The organism is Variovorax defluvii (genome assembly GCF_039541515.1).
Lineage (GTDB): Bacteria > Pseudomonadota > Gammaproteobacteria > Burkholderiales > Burkholderiaceae_C > Variovorax > Variovorax defluvii.
Genome location: NZ_BAABGJ010000027.1, coordinates 70963 through 95374 on the forward strand (window position 1 = coordinate 70963; position 24412 = coordinate 95374).

Sequence of the window (24412 nt, forward strand, 5' to 3'; positions counted from 1 at the left end):
CATGACCATCACTCTTGGCCGGCGAACCAGTGTTCGCGGGCCTTCAAGATCAGGTTTTTGGCTTCATCGGCGCTCTGGCCGGTGATTTCGGTGAGTTCGTCGACGGCGAGGTCGGCCAGGTCGTCGCGCGTGTGCACGCCCGCCTCGGCCAGCTTCGGGATCAGGGCGGGATCGAGGCCCTGCAGATCGCGCAGGTCCTGCGAGACGCTCTCGACGTTCTCCTCCCGGGCGATTTCCATGGTGAGCAGCGCATCCTTGGCGCGAGCGCGCAGCTCGTTGACCGTGTCTTCATCGAAGCTCTCGATCTCGAGCATCTCGGAGATCGGCACATACGCGACCTCCTCCAGGCTGGTGAAGCCCTCGGAGATCAGGATATCGGCGATTTCCTCGTCGACGTCGAGCTTCTCCATGAAGAGCTTGCGGCTGGCATCGGTCTCGCTTGCCTGCTTCTGCGCCGACTCGTTGGCGTCCATGATGTTGATCTTCCAGCCGGTCAGCTCGGAGGCGAGCCGCACGTTCTGGCCGCCGCGGCCGATCGCGATCGCGAGGTTCTCCTCGTCGACCACGACGTCCATGGCGTGCTTCTCTTCGTCGACCACGATCGAGCTCACGTTGGCCGGCGCCAGGGCGCCGATCACGAACTGGGCCGGGTCTTCGCTCCACAGGACGATGTCGACGCGCTCGCCGGCCAGCTCGTTGGTGACCGCATTCACGCGCGTGCCGCGCACGCCGACGCAGGTGCCGATGGGGTCGACCCGCTTGTCGTGAGAGAGCACGGCGATCTTGGCGCGCGAACCAGGGTCGCGAGCACAGCTCTTGATCTCGAGAAGGCCCTGCTCGATCTCGGGCACTTCCTGGCGGAACAGCTCGATCATGAACTCGGGCGCCGCGCGCGACAGGATGATGGGCGCGCCGCGCAGCGTCAGGTCCACCTCCATGATCATGGCCCGCACGCGGTCGCCGTTGCGCAGATTTTCCTTGGAGATCATTTCGCTGCGGCGCAGGCGGCCTTCGACGCGACCGGCCTCCACGATGATGTCGCCCTTGTCCAGGCGCTTGACGGTGCCGGTGAAGATCTTCTCGCCGCGCGACATGAAGTCGTTGAGCAGCATCTCGCGCTCGGCGTCGCGGATCTTCTGCAGGATGACCTGCTTGGCCGCCATGGCGCCGATGCGCCCGATCGGCACCGACTCCACCGCTTCCTCGATGTACTCGTCGACCTCGATGTCGGGCATCTCTTCCTTTGCCTCGAACAGCAGGATTTCCTGGTCAGGCAGCTGCAGGCCGGCCTCGTCGGGCACCACGTGCCAGCGGCGGAAGGTTTCGTAGTCGCCACTGTCGCGATCCACCGCCACGCGGATGTCCACGTCTCCCGGGTAGAGCTTCTTGGTGGCCTGCGCCAGGGCGGACTCGACCGCGCCGAAGACGACGTCGCGCTCGACGTTCTTCTCGCGCGAGATCGCATCCACCAACATCAACATTTCGCGATTCATGCCACCACTCTCCTTGTTCATTCCGTCGCCTGTGCGCCGGGCTTGGGCCTGCGCCCCTTGAAATCCACGATCGGGGCGAGCCGCGCCTCGCGCAGTTCGTCCAGGGCGAAGCCCAGCGCCTGCATCGGGGCTGGCGCGCGCTTCTTGCTGATCTTCTGGCCGGGCTTCAGCGCCGCCTTGCCTTCGGGCTCCAGGCTCCAGACGATCTGCCAGCCCCGCGAACCATCCGCCCCTGCGACCCGCTCCAGCGTGCCGCGAAATTTCTTGCGATTGGCCGCCACATGACTGCCCGCGGCCGCGCCCATGGGCGCCTTCAGCGTGATGTCGATCACCTCGCCGGCAAAACGTTCGAAATCCTGCTCATTGCGAAGCGGCCGGTCAATCCCCGGCGAGGAGACCTCGAGCCGCTTGTAGTCGACGCCCTCGACCTCGAGCGCGAACTGCAGCTGGCGGGTGACCTTTTCGCAGTCCTCGACGGTCACGAAGGCCTCCGGCGCCCCATCCGATGTGGGGCCGCTCCAGGGCAAATCAATCGTGACGCGCAGCAGTCCTCCGGCCGAGCGTTCGATCTCGACCAGGTCGTAGCCGAGGCCGGCCACGGTTCGTTCCACTGTCTGCTGCAATGCCACGTCTCTGAGAGCGCCTTCGTGTGAGCCAGAAGCGCCGCCCGCTCGGCGCCCCCGGAAATGCTTCGACCAATAAAAAACGGGCGGTAGGTACCCGCCCGTTTGGTCGTGAGTCTCAGATTATATGCCAAAGCGGCGAGGAAGCACGGTTTTCTACGCGGTCAACACCTCTTGCAGGCGCCGGGCGCGCCACCAGACCCCGCAGAAGAGGACGGCCCCCAGCGCCAGCGCCGCCGCCGCCACCAGCAAGGGGAGTGTGAACGAGCCGGTGCGCTGGGCAAGCGGCGCGGCGAAGAGCGGCCCGAGGATCTGGCCGACGCCGTAGGAGGCGGTGGCGTAGCCGATCAGGCCCGCGGCCGCATTGCCGCGCAGCCGGCGGGCATCCCGCATCGCGAACAGGGTGATGGCAGTGAATGGCACACCGAGGAGCAGGCTGCCGAGCAGGAATCCGGCAACGGTCGGCCAGGCCACCGACAGCAGCACACCGAGCGCCTGCAGCCCGTAGGCCGCGGCCAGCAGCAGGCGGTTGTCCCACAGGGTGGGCGCCCGCGCGCCGATCAGAGCCCCCGGCACCACCGCCAGGCCGAACACCGTCCAGAAGAGGTCGGGCCATGGCGAGCCCGGCAGCGCTTGCCGCGCAATGACCGGCAGGAAGGTGGCGGTGATGATGTAACCGAATCCAGCCAGGCCGTACAGCGCGACCAGCCAGCGCGCGTCGCTGCGGGCGGCGGTGGATTCCGGGCTCCCCGCCGCGCCACCCACGGCGGGTGCCGCGGCGTGGACGCGGCTCCCGTCCCCGAAGATGGGCCAGACCCCCGCGATCAGCAGCACCGACACCAGCCCGAAGCCGATCCACCCCGCCTCGGACCCCCAGCGCCCGATGGCACCGCCCAAGAGTCCGGTCACCGCGATGCCAAGGCCCGGCCCCGCGTAGATCACGCCCTGCAGCGCCGGCGCATGGGTTTCGGCGAGCCGCCGCAGGCCCCAGCCGGAAGCGAAGACGAAGGTCCAGGCACTCATCACGCCGGCGGCTGCGCGCACGAGCCCCCAGAAGGTGAAATCGTCCCAGAGGCCCATGCCCAGCAGCAGCGCGGCCGTGGCGACCAGCCCGCCGCGCACCATGGTGGGCGCCTCGAGGCGGATCGCCGCGCAGGACAGCGCCCCCAGAAAATAGCCGAGGTAATTCAGCGAGGCCAGCAGCCCGCCCTCCTGCAAGTCCAGCCTGCCCTCGTGCAGCATCACCGGCAGCATGGGCGTGAAGGCGAAGCGGCCCAACCCCATCGCCACCGCCAGCGCCACCATGCAGGCCATCGCCGCGCGCCAGGCCTGGCACCGTTCGCTTCGGGTCATCGACATTCGCAACGTTTCGTCCTTGCCCGATCAGCCCAGTGCGGCCGCCACCAGCTTCTGCGTGTAGGGATGTTCAGGGGCGTCGAGCACCCGCAGGGCTTCGCCGGACTCCAGGATCGCGCCGTCTTTCATGACGATGACCTGGTGCGCCATCGCACGGATCACCTCGACGTCATGCGTGATCAGCAGGTAGCTCAGGCCGCGCTCGCGCTGCAGGTGCTGCAGCAGGCCCAGCACCTGTTTCTGGATGGTGACGTCGAGCGCGCTGGTGGGCTCGTCCAGCACCAGCAGACGCGGCTCGACGATCAGGGCCCGGGCAATGGCCAGCCGCTGGCGCTGCCCACCTGAGAACTCGTGGGGGTAGCGGTCCAGGAGCGCCGGGAACTGCGCCTCGGTCAGCCCGACGTCGGCCAACGCGGCCAGGGCACGCGCACGCCGGGCCGCACCGTCCAGTTCGGGCGCATGGACCGTGAGGCCTTCGCCGACGATCTGCTCCACCGTCATACGCGGCGACAGTGAGGAGAAGGGGTCCTGGAACACCACCTGCATCTGCCGTCGCAGGGCCCGGTCGCCGGTGCTGCTGGTGCGCCAGCGCTGGCCGGCGATGTCCAGGTGGCCGCCGTAGGGCAGCAGGCCCAGGGCCGCCAGCGCAAGCGTGGACTTTCCCGATCCCGACTCGCCGACCACCCCCAGGGTCTCGCCCGGGCGGATGCGGAAGTCGGCGCCTTGCACCGCCACGAAGCGCCCCTTGCGGAACCAGCCGGCCACGCCGGGGCGCGGCACCGGGTAGCTCACCTGCAGCCCCTGGGCCGCCAGGATGGGCGCGGCGTCCAGGGCCGGTGCGGGCGGCAGCCGTCGCTCGGGCCGGCTGTCGATCAGCTTGCGCGTGTAGGGATGCTGCGGGTCGCCGAACACGCTGGCGACGCCGCCCTGCTCCACCAACTGCCCCTGTTCCATCACCGCCACCCGGTCGGCGAAACGCCGGACCAGGTTCAGGTCGTGGGTGATCAGCAGCACCGCCATCTGGTGCTGGCGCTGCAGCCCGGCCAGCAGCTCCAGGATCTGCGCGCGCACGGTGACGTCGAGCGCCGTGGTGGGTTCGTCGGCCAGCAGCAGGCGCGGCTTGCAGGCCAGCGCCATGGCGATCATGGCCCGTTGCCGCTGGCCTCCGGAGAGCTGGTGCGGGAAGGCGCGCGCGCGCCGCTGCGGCTCGGGAATGCCGGTGTCGGCCAGCAGTTGCACCGCGGCCTCCTGCGCGGCGCGCCGCGGCAGGGCCTCGTGCAATTCCAGCACCTCGGCGATCTGGTCGCCGACGGTGTAGAGCGAGTTGAGCGCGGTCATCGGCTCCTGGAAGATCATCGCGATCTCCTTGCCCCGGATGCCGCGCAACGCGCGCTCGGGCAGGGACAGCAACTCGCGCGGCCCCTCCCCCTCGCCGTTGCCGGCCAGGCGCGCGCTGCCGGTGACCTCGGCATTCAGGGCCAGCCGCAGCAGGCTGAGCGCGGTCACGGTCTTGCCGGAGCCCGATTCGCCGACCAGGGCCAGTTTCTCGCCGGGCGCGATGTCGAAGTCGATGCCGTGCACGACCGCTTTGCCACCGAAGGCGACGCGCAGGTCCCTCACCGAGAGCAAAGCCGATTCGTTCACAGGTCGGCCTTTCGCGGATCGAGCGCATCGCGCAGCGCATCGCCCATGAAGGTCAGCAGCATCAGCGTGAGCACCAGCACGCCGAAAGTGGAGATCGAGATCCACCAGGCGTCGATGTTGGCCTTGCCCTGGTTCAGCAGCTCGCCCAGCGAGGGCGTGCCGGGCGGCACGCCCAGACCCAGGAAGTCGAGCGAGGTCAGTGCCAGGATGGCCGCGCTCATCCGGAAGGGCAGGAAGGTCACGACCGGCGTCATGCTGTTCGGAAGGATGTGGCGCCACATGATCTGCAGGTTGCTCACGCCCAGCGCACGCGCCGCCCGCACGTAGTCCATCTGCCGGTTGCGCAGGAACTCGGCGCGGACATAGTCCGCCAGCCCCATCCAGCCGAACAGGCTCAGCAGGATCAGCAGCAGCGCGACGCTCGGGGCGAAGATGGCGCTGAAGATGATCAGGAGGTACAGCTCGGGCATGGAGCCCCAGATCTCGATGAAGCGCTGGAAGGCCAGATCGGTCTTGCCGCCGAAGTAGCCCTGGATGGCCCCGGCGACGATGCCCAGCACCACGCCGATGGCCGTGAGCGCCAGCGCGAACAGCACGCTCACCCGAAACCCGTAGATCAACTGCGCCAGCAGGTCGCGGCCGCGGTCGTCGGTGCCGAAAAAGTTCTCGCCGGAGGGCGCGGCCGGGTTCGGCGCCTTGGCGAAATAGTTGAGCGTGCGCGGTCCGTAGGGGTTCGGCGCATAGACGGCCCAGTTGGCGCCGCTGGTGATGCGCTCGCGGATGAAGGGATCGAGGTAGTCGGCCGGCGTCTGGAAGTCGCCGCCGAAGGTCTTCTCGGAGTAGTCGCGCAGCACGGGGAAGTAGGTCTGCCCTTCGTAGCGCACGATCAGCGGGCGGTCGGTGGAGATCAGCTCGGCGAAGAGGCTCAGCACCACCAGCACGCAGAAGACCATCAGGCTCCAGAAGCCTAGCTTGTTGCGTTTGAAGCGCATCCAGGCCCGGCGGCCGGGGCTCGGGCTGACGGTCGGCACCGCGGCGTTCCCGGCCGGGCCCGCCGAGGCCGGTGCCGGCGCCTCGGCACGCTCGGGGTGCGCGGGGTGCGCGGGGGCCAGGGGCGACTCAATCGAACTTGACACGCGGATCCACCCACACGTAGCAAAGGTCGCTGATCAGCTTGGTCACCAGCCCGATCAGCGTGAAAAGATAGAGCGTGCCCAGCACGACCGGGTAGTCGCGCCGGATCACGCTCTCGTAGCTCAGCAGGCCCAGGCCATCCAGCGAGAACAGGGTCTCGATCAGCAACGAGCCAGTGAAAAAGGCGCCGATGAAAGCGGCCGGAAAGCCCGTGATGATGGGGATCAGCGCGTTGCGGAACACGTGCTTCCAGAGCACCCGGCGGTCGCTCAGGCCCTTGGCGCGCGCCGTCAGCACGTACTGCTTGCGGATCTCTTCGAGGAAGGAGTTCTTGGTCAGCATGGCCGTCACCGCGAAGCTGCCCAGCACCATGGCGGTGATGGGCAGCGTGATGTGCCAGAGGTAGTCGACGATGCGGGCGCCCCAGCCCAGACTCTCCCAGTTGGAGGAGGTCAACCCGCGCAATGGAAACCACTGGAGCTGACCGCCGAAGACCACGAGCAGCGCCACACCCAGCACGAAACCCGGGATGGCATAGCCGATGAGGATGATCAGCGTGGTGACGAAATCGAAGCGCGTCCCCGCGCGCACGGCCTTGGCCACGCCCAGCGGAACCGCGATCAGGTAGCTGATGAAGAAGGTCCACAGCCCCAGGCTGATGGACACGGGCAGCTTCTCCTTGACCAGTTCCCACACGGCCTTGCGCTGGTAGAAACTGGTGCCGAGATCGAACTTCGCGTAGGACTTCAGCATCTGCCAGAAGCGCTCGGCCGGCGGCTTGTCGAAGCCGTAGAGCCGCTTGATCTCCTCGATGCGCTGCGGATCGAGCCCCTGACGGCCGCGGTAGCCGGCGCCGCTGGCCACGGCGCCTTCGCCCCCTGAATCGCGGCCCTGCAACTGCGCCACCATCTGCTCCACCGGCCCGCCCGGCACGAACTGGATCACGCAGAAGGTCAGCAGCAGCACGCCGAACAGGGTCGGCAGCATGAGCAGCAGGCGCTTGAGGATGTAGCTGGCCATGCGCGCGATCGCTCTACTTGTTCGAGGGCGAGGCCCACCAGGTCGCCACGGCCCAGGCGCCGGCGTCGTAGTACGGCGGCAGCACCTTGGGCAGCACGAAGCGGCCCGGGCGGTAGCCGACCAGGAAGCTGTTGCTCGTCCACTGGGGAATGGAGTAGTAGCCGTGCGAGAGCACCCGGTCCAGCGCCCGCATGGCGGCGGCCAGTTCCGGCCGCGTGGTGGCCTCGACGATCTTCTGCAGCAAGGCATCGACCGCCGGATCTCGAATGCCCCAGATGTTGGCCGAGCCCGGTGTCTCTGCCGCCTTGGAGCCGAAATAGTCGAACAGCTCGCCGCCGGGCGCCGCCGTGCCCGGCTTGCGCAGGCTGCTGAATTCGAACTCGAAGGCATCCATGCGCTGCTGATAGAGCGAGGCATCCACGTTGCGGATGGTGAACTCGATGCCGAGCTTGCGCATAGCGGCCTGCATGGGCGCCACCAGCCGGTTGCCCGAAGGCTGCGCGTTGAGGTACTCGATGGTCATGGCCTCGCCCTTGGCGTTGCGCAGCGCGCCGTCGCGGTAAGTCCAGCCGGCCTCGTTCAGCAACGCCCGCGCCTTGCGCAGGTTCTCGCGCAGGCTGGACGGCGGATCGGTGCTGGGCGGCACCGGCGCCGGCCCGAAGACTTCCGGCCGCAGATGCTTGCGCAGCGGCTCCAGCAGCGCGAGTTCCTCGGGGCCGGGCGGGCCTTCGGCATGGAAGTCGCTGTTCGGGAAGTAGCCCACCGCCCGCTTGTACAGCCCGTAGAACATCTGCCGGTTGAGCCATTCGAAGTCCATGGTCAGGCCCAGCGCCTGCCGCACCCGGATGTCCTGGAACTTCGGGTTTCGCAGGTTGATGACGTAGCCCTGGAAATCGCCCGGATTGCGGTTCTCGAACGCCTGCTTCTTGAGTTCGCCGGTCTCGAAGGGCTTGCCGTAGTACTGGCGCGCCCAGTTGCGCGAGATGAACTCGCGCATGAAGTCGAACTCGCCGGCCTTCAGGCCTTCGAAGCGCGCCGTCTCGTCCAGGTAGAGCTTGAAGGTGACGCGATCGAAATTGAACTGTCCCCTGCGCACCGCCAGTTTCCCCCCCCAGTACTTCGGATCGCGCACGTAGGTGATGTCGCGCCCCAGTCGGGCGCTCGCCGGACGGTAGGGGCCGGAGGCGATGGGCAGGTCGGTGTTGATCTGGTCGAAGGGCTTGCCCGCGCCCCAGGCGCGGCTGAAAACCGGCATGCCGCCGACCACCAGCGGCAGTTCGGCATTGCCGCTGACGAAATCGAAGCGCACGGACCGTTCGTCCAGCGCCTTGACGCCCTTCACCTCGGCATAGATCGTCTTGAACTGCGGCGCCGCCAGTTTGCTGATCAAGGTCTGGAAAGAATGGACCACGTCGGCCGCCAGTACCGGCGTGCCGTCGTTGAAGCGCGCTTCGGGTCGGATCCTGAAGGTGGCCGATCGCTTGTCGGGGGCCACTTCCACATCCTCCGCCAGCAGGCCGTAAGCGGTGGTGGGTTCCTCGTCGTTGCCGATGAGCAGGCTCTCGAAGACCAGTTGCGTGAGCCCGGCCGGCGGCGTGCCCTTGAGGGTGAAGGGATTGAACTTGTCGAAGGCGGTGGACACGATGGGCGGGACCATGCGGATCTCGCCGCCCTTGGGCGCATCCGGGTTGACGTAATCGAAATGCGTGAAGCCCGGCGGATACTTGATATCCCCGAACTGCGCGTACGCATGGGCGGCCCACGAGGGAGCCGCCGAGAGCGCCAGCACCAAGAGCAGCCAACCTCGCATGCGAGAATTCTGCCCAAGATTTTCACGAGGTCGCTTCATGGGCTTTCTTTCCGGCAAAAAATTCCTGATCACCGGCGTGCTGAGCAATCGCTCCATCGCCTACGGCATCGCCAAGGCCTGCCACGCGCAGGGCGCCGAACTCGCCTTCAGCTACGTGGGCGAGCGCTTCAAGGACCGCATCAACGAGTTCGCCGCCGAGTTCGGCTCGCAGCTGGTGTTCGACTGCGACGTCGGGGACGATGCCCAGATCACCCGGCTCTTCGCCGACCTGTCCCAGGCATGGCCCAAGTTCGACGGCTTCGTGCACAGCATCGGCTTCGCACCGCGCGAGGCGATCGCCGGAGACTTCCTCGACGGGTTGTCACGCGAGGGCTTCAGGGTCGCGCACGACATCAGCGCCTACAGCTTTCCGGCCATGGCCAAGGCGGCCCTCCCCTACCTCAACGACAAGTCGGCCTTGCTGACGCTGACTTACCTGGGTTCGATCCGCGCCCTGCCGAACTACAACACCATGGGACTGGCCAAGGCCTCGCTGGAGGCCTCGGTGCGCTACCTGGCCGAATCGCTCGGCCCCAAGGGCACGCGCGTCAATGGCATCAGCGCCGGCCCGATCAAGACGCTGGCCGCCAGCGGCATCAAGGGCTTCGGCAAGATCCTCTCGGTGGTGGCAGAGGTGTCGCCCATCCGTCGCAACGTCACCATCGATGAAGTGGGCAACGTCGCAGCCTTCCTCATGAGCGATCTGGCCAGCGGCGTTTCGGCCGAGATCACCTACGTGGACGGCGGCTTCAGCCAGGTGGTCGGCGGCATCGCGGAATAGGCCGGCACCGCGCGCCGGCACCATGCCGGCTTTGGCAGAACAAGAAACAGGCATTCAGGGAATCACAACACATGCATCGTCGAGAGCTCCTTCTCGTCGGGCCGGCCTTTGCGCTGGCCCCGTTCGCCCTTGTGCATGCGGCCCCGGCGCCGCTGATGCTCGCCGAGGTCTACCGGCGCGGCATGCCGCTCGCGGACTATTGGGTCAGCGAAAAATACGACGGCGTGCGCGGCTATTGGGACGGCAAGCAACTCTGGACGCGCGGTGGCGCACTGGTGACGGCACCGGCGTGGTTCACCGCGGCGCTGCCCCGGGTACCGATGGACGGCGAGCTGTGGGCGGGGCGCGGCCGCTTCGCCCAGACGGTGTCGACCGTGCGAGACCAGAAGCCGGACGATGCCGCCTGGCGCGAGATCCGCTTCATGGTCTTCGACCTGCCGGCTCAGCCCGGCGGCTTCAACGCGCGGCTGGCCGCTCTGCGCAAGCTGTTGCCGCTGCCAGCCGCGGCCTGGGTCGTGGCGGTTGCGCAGCAGCGTGCCACCACGCACGACGAACTGCAGGCATTGCTCGACAAGACGGTGCGCATGGGTGGCGAGGGCCTGATGCTGCACCGCGGCGGCTCGCCCTACCGCGGCGAGCGCAGCGCGGACCTGCTCAAGGTCAAGCCGTACGACGAGGCCGATGCGCGCGTGCTTGCGCATGTACCCGGCAAGGGTCGGCATGCCGGCCGCATGGGTGCGCTGCTGGTCGAGATGCCGGATGGCAAGCGCTTCAAGCTCGGTGGCGGCTTCAGCGACGCGCAGCGCGAGCATCCGCCGGCCGTGGGCAGTTGGGTCAGCTACCGCCACAACGGCGCCAACTCCGGCGGCCTGCCGAGGTTCGCGCGCTTCCTGCGGGTCCGGGAGGACCTCGCATCCTGAGACTTCGAGAACCTGGGAAGACAGCCCCAGGCCAGAACGCCCGAGCCAGGGGCTAGAGCGGCCGAAGGACGGCCCTCGGTCGCAGCGTCGAGCGCGCGCACGGGGCGACACCCCCTTCGCGATTCCAGCCGACGCCCGCCGGGCGCGTCCCTTGCGCCAGTCAATTGTTCTGGCAACAACAGATTGCGTTGCATTCCGGAACCTCCAAAGGGGCGGCCGTTACCAAGACCCTGCGAGCGTGATTCCGGTCATCCGCATACGGGCGCGCGCTTGCATGAAAACCAACAATCTCAAGGAGACCTCAGATGCCACGACAAAGTGAGCACCGAACGCAGTTCCTGAAACTGGCCGAAGAATTTTTCTACGCAAGCGCCGTCCCTCCCCACGATCCCGACGACCCGGATGCAGACGACCTCGCCGTCGCCTTCGAGTTGGAGGGCATTCAATTTGAACTGACGCACCGGGGAGCCGCCAACGACCCGATCAACGGGCTTGTCTTCGTTCACACGGTCGCCAGCACACTGCCGGAGGAGCCGAGACAGGCGGAGTCCATGCTTCGCGAGGCGCTGCTTGCCACCCGCGAAGGCCAGCGCCGCACCGAAGCGGGCCTGAACCGTGCGATGCACGGCAACCTGGGCTTGAGCGATCACGCCCCCTTCATGACCGACTCCGGCGAGGATGACGGCATCAGCGACTCAGGTGATGAAGACAACCTCTACGTCGACGTCGTGGTGGACAGCGAGGAGGGAGCGAGCGATGTCGACGACGACGCCTGGCTTGACGAAGATGACGCCAGTGACGAAAGCACAACAGACGAAATCGTGAGCGACCCGGACACGGAGGAAGGCCTGCCCATCGAAAACTAGAAGCCGTGGTTACGAAGCCGAGGCCTCCGGCCCCGGCTTGTATCTGTACTCTGAACAGTCGGCTGCTCTCATAGCTTAGCGGAGTGAAGCAAAAGTGCGAACCGAGGCGTGCAGCGAGCCGTCGAGGCGAGCACTACTACTTCGGCATCAACACCTTGTCCACCACATGAATGACCCCATTCGACTGGTAGACATCAGCGGTGCTCACCGTCGCCCACCCGCCCTTCGCGTCGCCGACCATGATCTTCCCGCCGCTCTCCTTGACCGTCAGCGTGCCGCCGGCCGCCGTCTTGAGCGTGGCCGTGCCCTTGCCGTCCATGATCTGGCCGCCCAGGGCGGCGGCGTCCAGCTTGCCGGGCACGACGTGGTAGGTCAGCACCGTCGTGAGCTGGCCCTTGTTCTCGGGCTTGAGCAGGGTGTCGACCGTGCCGGCCGGCAAGGCGGCGAAGGCCGCGTTGGTGGGCGCGAAGACGGTGAAGGGGCCCGGGCCCTTGAGCGTCTCGACCAGGCCTGCCGCCTTGACCGCGGCGACCAGCGTGGTGTGGTCCTTCGAATTGACGGCGTTGTCGATGATGTCCTTGGTCGCGTACATCGGCGCGCCGCCGACCATGACCTGGGCGGAGGCGACGGCCGAGCCTGCGGCCATCGCCGCGGCCAGAGTGAGGGATGCGAGGCGTTGGAACTTGCTGCTCATGATGGAAGGCTCCTTGGGGGTGAGACCGCCGCCGGAATGGCGTTGGTTGTCACTCATACGTTGCGAGCGAAGGATCGGATTCACGCGTGCCCCCAAAAAAATGGCCTCGCTACCATCGGAGGATGCTCTCGCTCACACGCTACCGCGACATGCACCCTCCTCTCCTCGATGCCGGAACAGGCCGCACATGGCATTGAGCGGCCCGGTCTTCCTGGCGGTGCTCTTCGCCGCCCTGCTGCACGCCGGGTGGAACGCGCTCATCAAGTCCGGGCGGGACAAGGCGCTGGACACGGGACTGGTGCACAGCATCGGCATCCTCCTGGCGATCCCGCTGCTGTTGCACACCGGGCTGCCGCCAGTGGCTGCCTGGCCCTACATCGCCGCCTCGCTGCTGATCCACATCGGCTACTACACCGCGCTGACCGGCGCCTACAAGCACGGTGACCTGAGCCTCACCTACCCGGTGATGCGCGGCTGCGCACCGCTGCTGGTGGCGCTCGGGAGCCTGGTCCTCATCGGGGAAGCGATGTCGGCCACCGCATGGGCCGGCATCGTGCTGTTGTGCGCCGGCGTGGTCACGCTCGGGCTGTCCCGCTCGGCCCTGCGGGGCAGCGGCGAGGCCCAGCGCACCAAGGCACTGGCCTTTGCGCTTGCCAACGCCGGCATCATCGCCATGTACACCGTCGTCGACGGCATTGGCGTGCGCATCGCCGGCGATGCGGTGGCCTACGTCGCCACGCTGTTCCTGTTCGACGGCATTCCCTTCCTGCTGCTGGTCCTGTGGCGCCGGCCGGGCCAGCGCCGCGCGGCCCTGGCCTACATGGCGGGACGATGGAAGATGGCCCTCGTCGGAAGTGCCGCCTCGCTCGGCAGCTACGGCGTGGCGCTTTGGGCCATGACGCGCGCACCGGTCGCGGTCGTGGCCGCGCTGCGCGAGACCTCGGTCCTGTTCGCCGCCGTGATCGGCGTCGTCTTTCTGCGCGAAGCCTTCGGCTGGCAGCGCGCCGCCGGCACGGTGATCATCGTGGCCGGCGTGATGATGTTGCGGCTGGGCTGAAGCCGGAAGACTCCACCCTCACCCTGCCTTCACGCAATCGGCGTAGTAGCGCTTCTTGCCGCTTTCGTCGATGCGTGCCACCAGGCCGTGGATGTCGGTCTCGAAGCCCGGGCACTGCTTGTTGAACTCGCGCGCGAACTTGAGGTAGTCGACGATCTTCTTGTTGAAGACCTCGCCCGGAATCAGCAGGGGAATGCCCGGCGGGTACGGCGTGATCAGGCTGGTGGTGATGCGCCCTTCGAGCCCGTCGATCTCCACGCGCTCGGTCTTGCGGTGCGCGATGTGGGCGAAGGCGTCGCTGGGCTTCATCGCCGGCGTGAGTTCGCTGAGGTACATCTCGGTCGTGAGGCGCGCCACGTCGTGCCGGGCATAGAGCTCATGTACGTGCTGGCACAGGTCTCGCAGGCCCAGGCGTTCGTAGCCTGGCTGGGCCTGGCAGAACTCCGGCATGATCCGCCACATGGGTTGGTTGCGCGCATAGTCGTCCTTGAACTGCTGCAGCGCCGTCAGCAGCGTGTTCCAGCGGCCCTTGGTGATGCCGATGGTGAACATGATGAAGAAGCTGTAAAGCCCGGTCTTCTCCACGATCACGCCGTGCTCGGCCAGGAACTTGGTCACGATGCTGGCCGGGATGCCGGTGGGCGCGAACTTGCCGTTGAGGTCCAGGCCCGGCGTCACGACCGTCGACTTGATCGGGTCGAGCATGTTGAAGCCGTCGGCCAGCTTGCCGAAGCCGTGCCAGTTGCGCGTGCCGTTCTTCGCGCTCGCGCCGCTCTTCGACTCGCCATGCATGATCCAGTCGGCAGCGCGGCCGATGCCCTCTTCCACCAGCTTCTCGGGGCCCCAGACCTTGAACCACCACTCGTCCTTGCCGAACTCCTCCTCCACCTTGCGCATGGCGCGGCGGAAGTCCAGCGCTTCCAGAATGCTTTCTTCCACCAGGGCGGTGCCGCCGGGCGGCTCCATCATCGCGGCCGCGACGTCGCAGCTGGCGATGATCGCGTACTGCGGGCTGGTCGAGGAGTGCATCAGATAGGCCTCGTTGAACAGGTCGCGGTCCAGCGCGCGGTTCTGCGAGTCCTGCACGAGCACGTGGCTGGCCTGGCTGATGCCGGCCAGCAGCTTGTGGGTGGACTGGGTGGCGAAGACCAGCGACTCCTTGGGCCGCACGCGCCGCTTGCCCATCGCGTGGTAAGCGCCGTAGAAAGGATGGAAGGCCGCATGCGGCAGCCATGCCTCGTCGAAATGGAGCGTGTCGACGTAGCCGTCGAGCATGCCCTTGATCGTCTCGGTGTTGTAGATCACGCCGTCGTAGGTCGATTGCGTGAGCGTCATGACGCGCGGCTTGACCTTGTCGGGGTCGACGTGCGAGAGCAGCGGATTGGCGCGGATCTTGGCCTTGATGGCGGACTGCTCGAACTCGCTCTTCGGAATCGGCCCGATGATGCCGAAGTGGTTGCGCGTCGGCCGCATGAACACCGGGATCGCGCCGGTCATGATGATCGCGTGCAGCACCGACTTGTGGCAGTTCCGGTCGACCACCACCACGTCGTCCGGCGCGACCGTGTGGTGCCACACCATCTTGTTGCTGGTGCTGGTGCCGTTGGTCACGAAGAAGCAGTGGTCGGCGTTGAAGATGCGCGCGGCGTTGCGCTCGCTCGCGGCCACCGGGCCGGTGTGGTCCAGGAGCTGGCCCAGTTCCTCCACGGCATTGCAGACGTCGGCGCGCAGCATGTTCTCGCCGAAGAACTGATGGAACATCTGGCCCACGGGGCTCTTCAGAAAGGCCACGCCGCCGGAGTGGCCAGGGCAGTGCCAGGAATAGGAGCCGTCTTCCGCGTAGTCGATCAGCTGTTTGAAGAACGGCGGCTGAACGCTCTCGAGATAGGCCTTGGCTTCGCGGATGATGTGCCGCGCCACGAACTCCGGCGTGTCCTCGAACATGTGGATGAAGCCGTGCAGCTCGCGCAGGATGTCGTTCGGCAGGTGGCGCGAGGTCTTGGTCTCGCCGTAGATGTAGATCGGCACGTCGGCGTTCTTGCGCCGCACCTCGCCGATGAAGTTGCGCAGGTTCAGCACCGCGGGGTCGACGTCGGGCCCGGGGGTGAATTCCTCGTCGTCGATGGACAGGATGAAGGCGCTGGCGCGACTCTGCTGCTGGGCGAACTGGCTCAGGTCGCCGTAGCTGGTGACGCCAAGCACCTCGAAGCCCTCGCTTTCGAAGGCCTGGGCCAGGGCGCGGATGCTGAGTCCCGAGGTGTTCTCGGAGCGGAAGTCCTCGTCGATGATGACGATGGGAAAACGGAATTTCATGGGGCGGCTCCGGGACGGGGCGGACGGGCAAATAGGCGCGAAGTGTACGGAATTCGGATGAAGCTTCCGCCGCTTTGACAGAATGGCACGCGTTGAACCAGATTAAGAGGAGTTGAGCCATGGCGAGTTCCACCATCTGGTGGTTGGCGGCGGGGGCGGCGATCGTGCTCGAATTGCTGTCCGGAACGGTCTACCTGCTCCTCCTGGGCGCCGGCTTCGCCGCAGCGGCGCTCGCTGCGCACGCAGGCGCGGGCATGAGCACCCAGCTGATCGTGGCGGCCGTGGTCGGCGTGGGCGCCGTGCTCGTCTGGCACGCCGTGCGGCGCAAGCGCCCCGCCGGCCCGCCGGCCTCGGCCAACCGCGACATCAACCTGGACATCGGCGAGAGCGTGTTCGTCGAGCACTGGAACCCCGACGGCACGGCCACCGTGCGTTACCGCGGCGCGCAATGGACGGTCGTGCCCCGCGCCGGCACCACGCCGACGGCCGGTGAACACCGGGTGACCGAGGTCGTCGGAAGCCGACTGGTCGTGGACAAGATCTGAAAGATCGCCAAGACACCGAACAACACAACGAACAACACAACGAACAACACAACGAGGAAATCACGTCATGGAACTCACCATCCCTCTCGTCATCCTGGTCATCGCGGTGATCGTGATCAGCCAGTCGATCAAGTTCGTCCCGCAGCAGAACGCCTGGGTGCGCGAGCGCCTGGGGCGCTACCACGGCACCATGACGCCGGGCCCGAACTTCCTGATCCCTTTCATCGACAAGGTGGCCTACAAGCACAGCCTGAAGGAGATCCCGCTGGACGTGCCCAGCCAGATCTGCATCACTCGCGACAACACCCAGTTGCAGGTGGACGGCATCCTGTACTTCCAGGTCACCGATCCGATGCGCGCGAGCTACGGCTCCTCCAACTACATCGTTGCCGTCACGCAACTGGCCCAGACCTCCCTGCGCAGCGTGATCGGCAAGCTTGAGCTGGACAAGACTTTCGAGGAGCGCGACATCATCAACGCACAAGTGGTGGCCGCCATCGACGAGGCGGCGCTCAACTGGGGCGTGAAGGTCCTGCGCTACGAGATCAAGGACCTGACGCCGCCCAAGGAGATCCTGCAGGCCATGCAGCGCCAGATCACGGCGGAGCGCGAAAAGCGTGCCCTGATCGCCGCGTCCGAGGGCCGGCGCCAGGAGCAGATCAACATCGCGACCGGCGAACGCGAGGCCTTCATCGCCCGTTCCGAGGGCGAGAAGCAGGCCCAGATCAACAATGCCCAGGGCGAGGCCGCCGCCATCACCGCGGTGGCGGAGGCGACGGCCGGCGCCATCGAACGGGTGGCCGCCGCCATTCGCCAGCCGGGCGGCGAGCAGGCGGTGCAGCTCAAGGTCGCCGAGCGCGCCATCGACGCCTACGGCAAGGTCGCGGCCGATGCCACCACCACGCTGATCGTGCCCAGCAACATGAACGAGACCGCTGCGCTCATCGCTTCTGCGATGCGCATGGTGCAGGCGGGGAAGACGTCCGCACAGGCGTGAATTCGTTGCGCCGGCGCCCGGAGAGCTGCGGAGCGACTGCTACAATGGCGGGCTTCGGAGCGGTGGATGAGTGGTTTAAGTCGCACGCCTGGAAAGCGTGTGTGGGTTAATAGCCCACCGCGGGTTCGAATCCCGCCTGCTCCGCCAGTCCCATGGCACCCAACCCGTCAACGCATCGCTGCTTGACGGGTTTTTTCTTCCTTGCCCATGGGAGGATTGCAGCGGTCATGCGTCTTCTCCTACGCGCTGGCGGGCCGGTGGCGCCATCGCAGGCCGAGCCGGCAGCGCTACGCTATCTTGCCTACCCATTGGCAAGACTTGGCAAGGCGCCGCATGCCGCTCAACATCTTCCTCGTCGAGGACAACAAAACCATCCGAGACAGCCTGATCCCCGCCCTCGAAGATCTGGTAGGCGCCCGGATCGTTGGCTGCGCCGAGAGCGAAGTCGAGGCCGCTACATGGCTGGACGCCCATGCCGGCGACTGGCAACTGGTGGTGGTGGACATCTTTCTGAAGCAAGGCTCGGGCCTCGGCGTGCTGCGCAGTTGCGGGCAGCGGCGGTCGGGCCAGCGCGCGGTGGTCCTCAGTAACTACGTGAATGCCGACATCCGCTCGCGCTGCGCGGCACTGGGGGCAGATGCCGTCTTCGACAAATCCAGGGAATTGGAAGCCTTCTTCGCGTACTGCAACGACGCCAACCGCGCCTCGACATGAGACGCGGCATGGAGAGCCCGGCAGGAAAGAAAAGGGCCCCGAGGGGCCCTTTCTGTCGATGCGGGTCGTCCTTGACGGTCCCGCTTGAGCGTTCAGCCCTGATCAGCTCGCGCCGCGCACGACGGCGATCTGCGTGCGGGCACCACCCTTGTAGGTGTAGATGGTCAGCGCACCGTTCTTGATGTCGCCCTTCTCGTCGAAGGCGATCGGGCCGGTCACGCCCTTGTACTGGATCTTGCCCAGTTCGGGCAGGTACTTCGCTGGCTCGGCAGAGCCGGCCTTGACCATCGCCTCGGCCAGCACGTTGACGGCGTCATAGACGTACGGCGCATAGATCTGCACGTCCACGCCGTTCTTGGCCTTGAACTTGGTCTTGAAGTCTTCCAGCGGCTGCTTGAAATCGCCTTCGACGCCGCCGGCTTCCGCGCACACGACCATCTCTTCGCCGATCGCGTCGCCGGCCAGCTTGGCCAGCTCGCCGGTGCACAGGCCGTCGCCACCCATGAACTTGACGTTCATGCCGAGTTGCTTGACCTGCTTGAGCATGGGGCCGCCCACGGCGTCCATGCCGCCGAAGAACAGCACGTCGGGCTTGGCGCCCTTGAGCTTGGTCAGGATGGCGTTGAAGTCGGTCGACTTGTCGGTGGTGAACTCGTGGCCGACGATGGTGGCGCCGGCCGCCTTGGCGGCCTTCTCGAATTCCTCGGCGACGCCTTGGCCGTAGGCCGTACGGTCGTCGATCACCGCGATGTTCTTGCCCTTGAGCGTATCGACCGCGTACTTGCCCAGCGTGCCGCCGAGCTGCGTGTCGTCAGCCACCACGCGGAAGGTGGTTTTGAAGCCCTGGCGGGTGTACTTGGGGTTGGTGGCCGAAGGCGACACCTGGGGGATGCCGGCGTCGCTGTACAGCTTGGAGGCCGGGATGGTGGTGCCCGAGTTCAGGTGGCCGACCACGCCGTTGACCTTGCTGTCGACCAGCTTCTGTGCCACGGCGGTGCCCTGCTTCGGGTCGGCGGCATCGTCTTCCGCGAGCAGTTCGAACTTGGCGACCTTGTCGCCGATCTTCACGCCCTTGGCATTGAGGTCCTCGATCGCCATGCGCGCACCGAGTTCGTTGTCCTTGCCGAGGTGGGCGATGGCGCCGCTGGTCGGACCCACGTGACCGATCTTGACCACCAATGCGTCGGCAGGAGGCGCGGCGGGCGCAGGTGCAGCAGCGGTCGGAGCCGGCGCGGGCGCAGGGGCCGCAGCCTCTTCCTTCTTGCCACAAGCCACGAGCGTCAGCGCTGCCAGCGCGACTGCAGTCCATTTCAATTGCATGAGGTACCTCCAGGTATTGGTGGATAAGAGTTGAGAAATACGGTCTTTCGACCCGCGTGCAAACCCTCAGCAAGTTCCGCGCCGCAGGCCCCTAGCGCCCTAGCGCTTGCGACCTGGCGCGCAGTGTAGCCCAAGCCTCAAGGGCCAAACGCTGGCGTAGACCCTGTGTTGTCGGAAAGCTCGCGGGCCAGCGCCTCGCTGATCAATTCACGCAGCACGGCTTCGATTTCGTCGCGCAATTTGGGGATCATGTTGTCGAGCTGTTGCTGAATGACGGCTGACACCGTGTCGCTCAGGCGCTCCTCGAGCGAGAGGTCGACGCGCTGGAGCACACGGTGCAGCAACTGCTCCTCGAGCGCGAAGGCATCGGTCTCCGAAGCCGGCATCTGCGGGCCGATCGCGATGGCCTGCGCAGGATCCGCAGCAGGGGCTTCCGCCTGCGGCGCGGCAGCCGGTTCCGCCGGCAGTTCGAGCACGGTCGTGAGCGTGGGCACGAAGCGCGGCGGCTTGCGTTCAGACATGGCGGCCACTTTCGGCAAAGTCGTGGCGCCGGATCGCGTAGCCCCGGTCGGCATAGTGCCGCCAGCGCCTGCGCCCGGCCTGGCGGTCGGCCTCGTCGCCGCTCACGACGTCGATCAGCCTTTCGAAGCGCTCGAAGCCACCCGGAACGTCGAAGCCCAGGTTGACCAGCACCTGGTGGTGCGGCAGTTCGGCATCGCCACGCTCGGCCAGCACCACCGGCGAGCGCGCGAGCTGCGCCGGATCGCCGTCGCTGCGGCAATGGGCGATGAATTCCGCGGGTGCGAAACTCCACAGCGCCAGGTCGAGCGCCTGGAGCAGTTCGGCATCGGCCACCACCACCACACGCGCGCCGTGCGCACCGACCGCCTTGCGCAGCAGGCGGCAGGCATAGCCGAGCTTGTCGGGCGTGTTGAAGTGGAAGTCGATGCCGGTCATGCTGCCTGTCGGGTCCTGGAAGTCACCGTCTTGCGGCTCTTGCGCGGTGCCGCCTCCGCCGCGCCCTGCCGCGCGCGCGTCAGCAGATAGGACAGCAGCAGGCCCACCGGGCGCCCGGTCGCGCCCTTGGCGGAACCGCTCTTCCAGGCCGTGCCCGCGATGTCAAGGTGGGCCCAGGGGAAGTCCTCGGCGAAGCGCTGGAGGAATTTGGCCGCGGTGACCGCGCCGCCGGCCCGCCCTGCCACATTGGCCACGTCGGCGAAGTTGGTTTTCAGGCCTTCGGCGTAGTCCTCGTCGAGCGGCATGCGCCAGCAGCGGTCCTGCGAGGCCTCGCCGGCCGCCATGAGTGCATCGGCCAGCGCATCGTCGGTAGAAAACAGGCCGCTGCGCACGCCGCCCAGCGCGACCACGCAGGCACCGGTGAGGGTTGCGATGTCCACCACCGCGGCGGGCTCGAAGCGCTTGGCGTAGCTGAGGGCATCGCACAGGATGAGACGGCCTTCGGCATCGGTGTTGAGGATCTCGATGGTCTGGCCGCTCATGCTGGTGATGACGTCACCCGGCTTGATGGCACGGCCGTCGTTCATGTTCTCGCAGGTCGGGATGAGGCCGACCACATTGAGAGCCGGCCGGATGGCACCGAGCGCACGGAAGACACCCAGCACGCTCGCAGCGCCGCACATGTCGAACTTCATTTCGTCCATCTCGGCCGCGGGCTTGAGCGAGACGCCGCCGGTGTCGAAAGTGATGCCCTTGCCCACCAGAACCACGGGGGCCTGTGTCTTGGGGCCGCCGTGGTAGCGCAACACGACGAAGCGCAGCGGCTCGGCCGAGCCCTGCGCGACCGCGCGAAAGGCGCCCATGCCGAGCTTTTCGACCTCCTTGGGGCCCAGCACCTCGCACTTGACGCCCGGCAGTGCAGCCAGTTCGCGCGCCGCCTCGGCCAGCAGGGTCGGGGTGCAGTGGTTGCCGGGCCGGTTGGCCCACTCCTTGGCCAGTTCGATGCCGGCCACCGTGGCGACGGCCTCGTCGAAGGCGGCGCGCAGCGATGCGGCATCGGCCACGCCGACGACCAGCTGGCGAATCGAGCGTGGCTCGGCCTTGGACTTGGTGGTGGTGTAGACATAGCTCGCGTCGGCCGCAGCGATCACCGCGCTGCGCAGGCCCGCCGCATCGATGTCCAGGGCGCCGACGATCGCGACGCGCCTGGGATCGGAGGCCTTGGCCGCCCCCACCGCCGCCAGCACGCTGCTGCGCACCGCGGCCGGCTTGCCGTCACCCGAAGACACCAGCAGCACCCGAGGCGCCACGATGCCAGCGGGCCTGTACAGCGACAGCAGCTTGCCGGCCTTGTCGCCGAGGTCACCGGCCTTGCGGGCCTCGGCCACGAGGGTGGCGATGGCATCCTTGGAGGGAGAGTCGGGAGAGTTGGCCGGCCCGGCGAGCACGATCAGCACATCGCATTTCTCGGTAGCGGCCTGGGTGGTGGAGAGGGTCTTGAGTTGAAAGTCCATAATCCTTTTTTTCCCTCGACGATGTTATTCCATTCCTCTTTACGCAAGGAGCTGTCGCGCAGCTTCGGGGCCACGCTGGTGGTGCTGATCACCATCGTGATGACCATGATGCTGATCCGCACGCTCGGCCTCGCCGCCAAGGGCAGCGTGAACCCTTCCGAGGTCTTCCTCGTGATGACCTACACGGTGCTGGGCTACATGCCCACCATCCTGAGCCTGAGCCTGTTCATCGCGATCGTGGGCACGCTGTCGCGCATGTTCCGCGACAGCGAGATGGTGATCTGGTTCTCCGCCGGCCGCGGCCTGGCCGACTTCGCGCCGCCGCTGTTCCGCTTCGCCTGGCCCATCCTGCTGCTGATCGCCGTGTTCGCGCTGGTGGGCTGGCCCTGGGCCAATTCTCAGACCCTGGGCATGCGCGACCAGTACCAGCGCCGCAGCGACATCGAGCGCGTGGCGCCCGGCGAATTCCGGGAATCGGCGGGGCGCCTCCGGGTGTTCTTCATCGACAAGGACTCGCCCGACAGCGCTACGGCCAACAACGTGTTCATCTCCTCGATCGAACGCAACCGCCAGATCGTCACCTCGGCGCAGAGCGGCCGCGTCGAGACCATCGGCGACACGCGCTACCTGATGCTGAGCAACGGCCAACGGCTCGAGCGGCCGCTCGTTCCCGGCGAGATCAAGATCAGCGAGTTCCAGACCTACGGCACCAAGATCGGCAGCGAGGTCGACCCTGCCGGCAACGCCTCGCCCGCGCGTGCGCGCACCACGCTGGCCCTGCTGCGCGAGCCCAGCACCACCAACCTGGGCGAGCTGGCCTGGCGCATCGGCATGGTGCTGGCCGCCATCAACTTCGTGCTGCTGGCGCTGACGGTGTCGAGCGGCAACCCGCGCGTGGGCCGCAGCGGCAACCTGCTGTTCGCCCTGGGGGCCTTCGTCCTTTACTACAACCTGCTCAACCTGGGGCAGAACTGGGTCGGCACCGGCCGCTACAGCGTGGGTGGCTTCATGCTGGCGCTGCACGGGGGCGCCCTGGCGCTGGGACTGCTGTGGCTGACGAAGCGCCATTTCAACTGGAGCTGGGGCTCGATCCGCCCCGCTGCGCGCACCCCGCCGTGAAAACCATCCGCCGACTGATCTACATCGAGGTCCTGAAGGCCGTTGCCTTCGTGACCCTGGGCTTCCTCAGCCTGTTCTTCTTCTTCGACTTCGTCGACGAGCTGCAGTCCATCGGCCAGCCCGGCACGCTGAACTACGGCGCGATGCAGGCTCTGATGTACGTCGCGCTGCTGATCCCCAGCCACCTCTACGAGCTGCTGCCCATCACCGTGCTGATCGGCACCATCTTCGTGATGGCGCGGCTGGCGCAGAGCTCCGAATACACCATCCTGCGCACCAGCGGGCTCGGCCCCTGGCGCGCGCTGCGCACGCTGCTCGTGCTGGGGCTGGGCTTCGTCGTCCTCACCTTTGCCGTCGGCGACTATCTCTCGCCGGCCTCCGACCGCACCGCCCAGTTGCTGAAGTCGCGCTACCAGGGCACCTATTCGATGGTGGGCTACACCGGTGCGTGGCTGCGCGAGAAGCAAGGTGACAAGTCCTATGCGGTGAACGTGGCCTCGATCGCGCGCAACGGCACGCTGCGGGACCCGCGCATCTTCGAGTTCGACTCGCGCGGGCTGCTGGTGTCGCAGATCACGGCCAAACAGGGGTACGTCGCCACGGGCGAGTGGATCCTGGTGGGCGTCACGCAGCAGCAGTACGAGACCGGCAATCCCGACAAGGTCCGCATCACCACCACCGACGTGCCGGTGATGAAGTGGCCGAGTTCGCTGACCAACGAGATGGTGTCGGTGGCGCTGCTGCGTCCCGACCGCATGCGCACCATCGACCTGTTCGAGTACATCCAGCATCTCGACGCCAACGGCCAGACCGCCCAGCGCTACGAGATCGAGTTCTGGCGCAAGGTCTTCTACCCCCTCTCCTGCCTGGTGATGGTGGTGCTGGCCCTGCCCTTCGCCTACCTGCATTTCCGGCAGGCGGGGATCACCGCCTACGTGTTCGGCGGCGTGATGATCGGCATCAGCTTCTTCCTGCTGAACAACGTCTTCGGCTACCTCGGGAACCTGAGCAACTGGTGGCCCTGGATCACGGCGGCGGCACCAGGACTGATCTATTCCGTGATGTCGCTGGCCGCCTTCACCTGGCTGGTGCTGCGGCGCTAGGGCGGCGATGGAGAGCACAGGCACCGTCGGCATCGTCCTGCTCGCGCACGGCTCGCGCGACCTGCGATGGCGCGCGCCGGTGGAGGCCATCGCACGCCGCGTGGCGGAGCGGGACCCGGCCGTGCTGGTGCGCTGTGCCTACCTGGAGCTGTCGCAGCCGGATCTGCACGCCGCGGCCGCAGACCTGGTGGCGGCCGGTGCGGCGAGGATCCGCGTTCTGCCGCTTTTCCTGGGCATGGGCAAGCATCTGCGCGAAGATCTGCCGCGGCTGCTCGGCGAACTGCGCGCCCGGCATCCGCGGGTGCCCGTGGAACTGGCACGCGCCGTGGGCGAAGAACCACAGGTGGTCGACCTGCTGGCCACCCTGGCCCTCGCGTCCTGAAGTCCAGGTGC

At 67.0% G+C, this 24412-nt stretch carries 24 protein-coding genes and 1 tRNA gene; 11 read left to right on the forward strand and 14 right to left on the reverse strand.

From position 1 onward, the window contains the following. Positions 1 to 8: 8 nt before the first annotated feature. From nusA to ABEA07_RS14125, 7 genes are all read right to left on the reverse strand, one after another. Positions 9 to 1493 carry a transcription termination factor NusA gene (nusA, locus tag ABEA07_RS14095; RefSeq protein ID WP_345538590.1) on the reverse strand — a complete coding sequence of 495 codons (1485 nt, stop codon included), beginning with the start codon at positions 1491 to 1493 and terminating at the stop codon, positions 9 to 11. Positions 1494 to 1510: 17 nt separating this feature from the next. Beyond that, a complete protein-coding gene (rimP, locus tag ABEA07_RS14100) occupies positions 1511 to 2122 on the reverse strand; it encodes a ribosome maturation factor RimP (protein ID WP_345538591.1) in 612 nt (203 codons plus the stop codon). 150 nt (positions 2123 to 2272) lie between these two features. Further along, a complete protein-coding gene (locus ABEA07_RS14105; RefSeq protein WP_345538593.1) occupies positions 2273 to 3475 on the reverse strand; it encodes a YbfB/YjiJ family MFS transporter in 1203 nt (400 codons plus the stop codon). A 24-nt stretch (positions 3476 to 3499) separates the two neighbouring features. Continuing rightward, entirely contained in the window at positions 3500 to 5116 is a 1617-nt protein-coding gene (locus ABEA07_RS14110) for an ABC transporter ATP-binding protein (protein WP_345538595.1), read from the reverse strand. Then, positions 5113 to 6228, reverse strand: coding sequence for an ABC transporter permease (locus ABEA07_RS14115; RefSeq protein WP_425584136.1), 1116 nt, complete (start codon positions 6226 to 6228; stop codon positions 5113 to 5115). The genes ABEA07_RS14110 and ABEA07_RS14115 overlap by 4 nt, the downstream gene beginning before the upstream one ends. A gap of 7 nt (positions 6229 to 6235) precedes the next feature. Then, positions 6236 to 7270, reverse strand: coding sequence for a microcin C ABC transporter permease YejB (locus ABEA07_RS14120; protein WP_345538596.1), 1035 nt, complete (start codon positions 7268 to 7270; stop codon positions 6236 to 6238). A 13-nt stretch (positions 7271 to 7283) separates the two neighbouring features. After that, positions 7284 to 9080 carry an extracellular solute-binding protein gene (locus tag ABEA07_RS14125; protein ID WP_345538598.1) on the reverse strand — a complete coding sequence of 599 codons (1797 nt, stop codon included), beginning with the start codon at positions 9078 to 9080 and terminating at the stop codon, positions 7284 to 7286. 37 nt (positions 9081 to 9117) lie between these two features. On the opposite strand from ABEA07_RS14125, the gene fabI reads away from it, so the two are divergent. From fabI to ABEA07_RS14140, 3 genes are all read left to right on the forward strand, one after another. Next, positions 9118 to 9900 (forward strand): enoyl-ACP reductase FabI, encoded by a 783-nt coding sequence (gene fabI, locus ABEA07_RS14130; protein ID WP_345538600.1) that lies wholly within the window; start codon positions 9118 to 9120, stop codon positions 9898 to 9900. Positions 9901 to 9971: 71 nt separating this feature from the next. Next, complete coding sequence (locus tag ABEA07_RS14135; protein WP_345538601.1) at positions 9972 to 10820, forward strand: DNA ligase; 849 nt, start codon at positions 9972 to 9974, stop codon at positions 10818 to 10820. Between the two features lie 305 nt (positions 10821 to 11125). Beyond that, a complete protein-coding gene (locus ABEA07_RS14140) occupies positions 11126 to 11686 on the forward strand; it encodes a hypothetical protein (protein WP_345538602.1) in 561 nt (186 codons plus the stop codon). Positions 11687 to 11822: 136 nt separating this feature from the next. On the opposite strand, the gene ABEA07_RS14145 is transcribed toward ABEA07_RS14140, so the two are convergent. After that, a complete protein-coding gene (locus tag ABEA07_RS14145) occupies positions 11823 to 12380 on the reverse strand; it encodes a fasciclin domain-containing protein (RefSeq protein WP_345538603.1) in 558 nt (185 codons plus the stop codon). Between the two features lie 187 nt (positions 12381 to 12567). On the opposite strand from ABEA07_RS14145, the gene ABEA07_RS14150 reads away from it, so the two are divergent. After that, entirely contained in the window at positions 12568 to 13437 is an 870-nt protein-coding gene (locus ABEA07_RS14150; RefSeq protein WP_345538604.1) for an EamA family transporter, read from the forward strand. 18 nt (positions 13438 to 13455) lie between these two features. Here the strand turns inward: ABEA07_RS14150 and ABEA07_RS14155 are convergent, their stop codons facing one another. Beyond that, positions 13456 to 15750 carry an Orn/Lys/Arg family decarboxylase gene (locus ABEA07_RS14155; protein ID WP_345538605.1) on the reverse strand — a complete coding sequence of 765 codons (2295 nt, stop codon included), beginning with the start codon at positions 15748 to 15750 and terminating at the stop codon, positions 13456 to 13458. Positions 15751 to 15869: 119 nt separating this feature from the next. On the opposite strand from ABEA07_RS14155, the gene ABEA07_RS14160 reads away from it, so the two are divergent. From ABEA07_RS14160 to ABEA07_RS14170, 3 genes are all read left to right on the forward strand, one after another. Next, positions 15870 to 16295: an NfeD family protein gene (locus ABEA07_RS14160; RefSeq protein ID WP_345538606.1), complete on the forward strand. Its 426-nt coding sequence runs from the start codon at positions 15870 to 15872 to the stop codon at positions 16293 to 16295. A gap of 67 nt (positions 16296 to 16362) precedes the next feature. Then, on the forward strand, positions 16363 to 17292 hold the full coding sequence (locus ABEA07_RS14165; protein ID WP_345538607.1) for an SPFH domain-containing protein: 930 nt from the start codon (positions 16363 to 16365) through the stop codon (positions 17290 to 17292). 56 nt (positions 17293 to 17348) lie between these two features. Beyond that, positions 17349 to 17439 (forward strand) — tRNA-Ser (locus ABEA07_RS14170). Here the strand turns inward: ABEA07_RS14170 and ABEA07_RS14175 are convergent. Further along, positions 17399 to 17521, reverse strand: coding sequence for a hypothetical protein (locus ABEA07_RS14175; protein ID WP_345538608.1), 123 nt, complete (start codon positions 17519 to 17521; stop codon positions 17399 to 17401). The genes ABEA07_RS14170 and ABEA07_RS14175 overlap by 41 nt on opposite strands. A 104-nt stretch (positions 17522 to 17625) precedes the next feature. Between ABEA07_RS14175 and ABEA07_RS14180 the strand changes: the two genes are divergently transcribed. Next, the gene (locus ABEA07_RS14180) at positions 17626 to 18006 is read left to right on the forward strand and encodes a response regulator (RefSeq protein WP_345538609.1); all 381 of its coding nucleotides are present in this window, start codon (positions 17626 to 17628) and stop codon (positions 18004 to 18006) included. 102 nt (positions 18007 to 18108) lie between these two features. Here ABEA07_RS14180 and ABEA07_RS14185 read toward each other — a convergent pair whose 3' ends face one another. The 4 genes from ABEA07_RS14185 to ABEA07_RS14200 all read right to left on the reverse strand — a co-directional run bounded on the left by ABEA07_RS14185 (position 18109) and on the right by ABEA07_RS14200 (position 21797). Further along, positions 18109 to 19326 carry a branched-chain amino acid ABC transporter substrate-binding protein gene (locus tag ABEA07_RS14185; RefSeq protein WP_345538610.1) on the reverse strand — a complete coding sequence of 406 codons (1218 nt, stop codon included), beginning with the start codon at positions 19324 to 19326 and terminating at the stop codon, positions 18109 to 18111. A gap of 137 nt (positions 19327 to 19463) precedes the next feature. Continuing rightward, entirely contained in the window at positions 19464 to 19856 is a 393-nt protein-coding gene (locus ABEA07_RS14190) for a hypothetical protein (protein ID WP_345538809.1), read from the reverse strand. Continuing rightward, positions 19840 to 20283, reverse strand: a complete 444-nt coding sequence (locus ABEA07_RS14195; RefSeq protein WP_345538611.1) for a DNA polymerase III subunit chi — start codon at positions 20281 to 20283, stop codon at positions 19840 to 19842. Before ABEA07_RS14195 ends, ABEA07_RS14190 begins: the two co-directional genes overlap by 17 nt. Continuing rightward, positions 20280 to 21797 carry a leucyl aminopeptidase gene (locus ABEA07_RS14200; RefSeq protein ID WP_345538612.1) on the reverse strand — a complete coding sequence of 506 codons (1518 nt, stop codon included), beginning with the start codon at positions 21795 to 21797 and terminating at the stop codon, positions 20280 to 20282. The genes ABEA07_RS14195 and ABEA07_RS14200 overlap by 4 nt, the downstream gene beginning before the upstream one ends. 21 nt (positions 21798 to 21818) lie before the next feature. Between ABEA07_RS14200 and lptF the strand changes: the two genes are divergently transcribed. The 3 genes from lptF to ABEA07_RS14215 are packed head-to-tail and all read left to right on the forward strand — an operon-like array spanning position 21819 to position 24401. Continuing rightward, on the forward strand, positions 21819 to 22916 hold the full coding sequence (lptF, locus tag ABEA07_RS14205) for an LPS export ABC transporter permease LptF (RefSeq protein ID WP_345538613.1): 1098 nt from the start codon (positions 21819 to 21821) through the stop codon (positions 22914 to 22916). Beyond that, positions 22913 to 24019, forward strand: a complete 1107-nt coding sequence (lptG, locus tag ABEA07_RS14210; protein ID WP_345538614.1) for an LPS export ABC transporter permease LptG — start codon at positions 22913 to 22915, stop codon at positions 24017 to 24019. Before lptF ends, lptG begins: the two co-directional genes overlap by 4 nt. A gap of 7 nt (positions 24020 to 24026) precedes the next feature. After that, complete coding sequence (locus ABEA07_RS14215) at positions 24027 to 24401, forward strand: sirohydrochlorin chelatase (RefSeq protein WP_345538615.1); 375 nt, start codon at positions 24027 to 24029, stop codon at positions 24399 to 24401. The last annotated feature ends 11 nt before the right edge of the window (positions 24402 to 24412 follow it).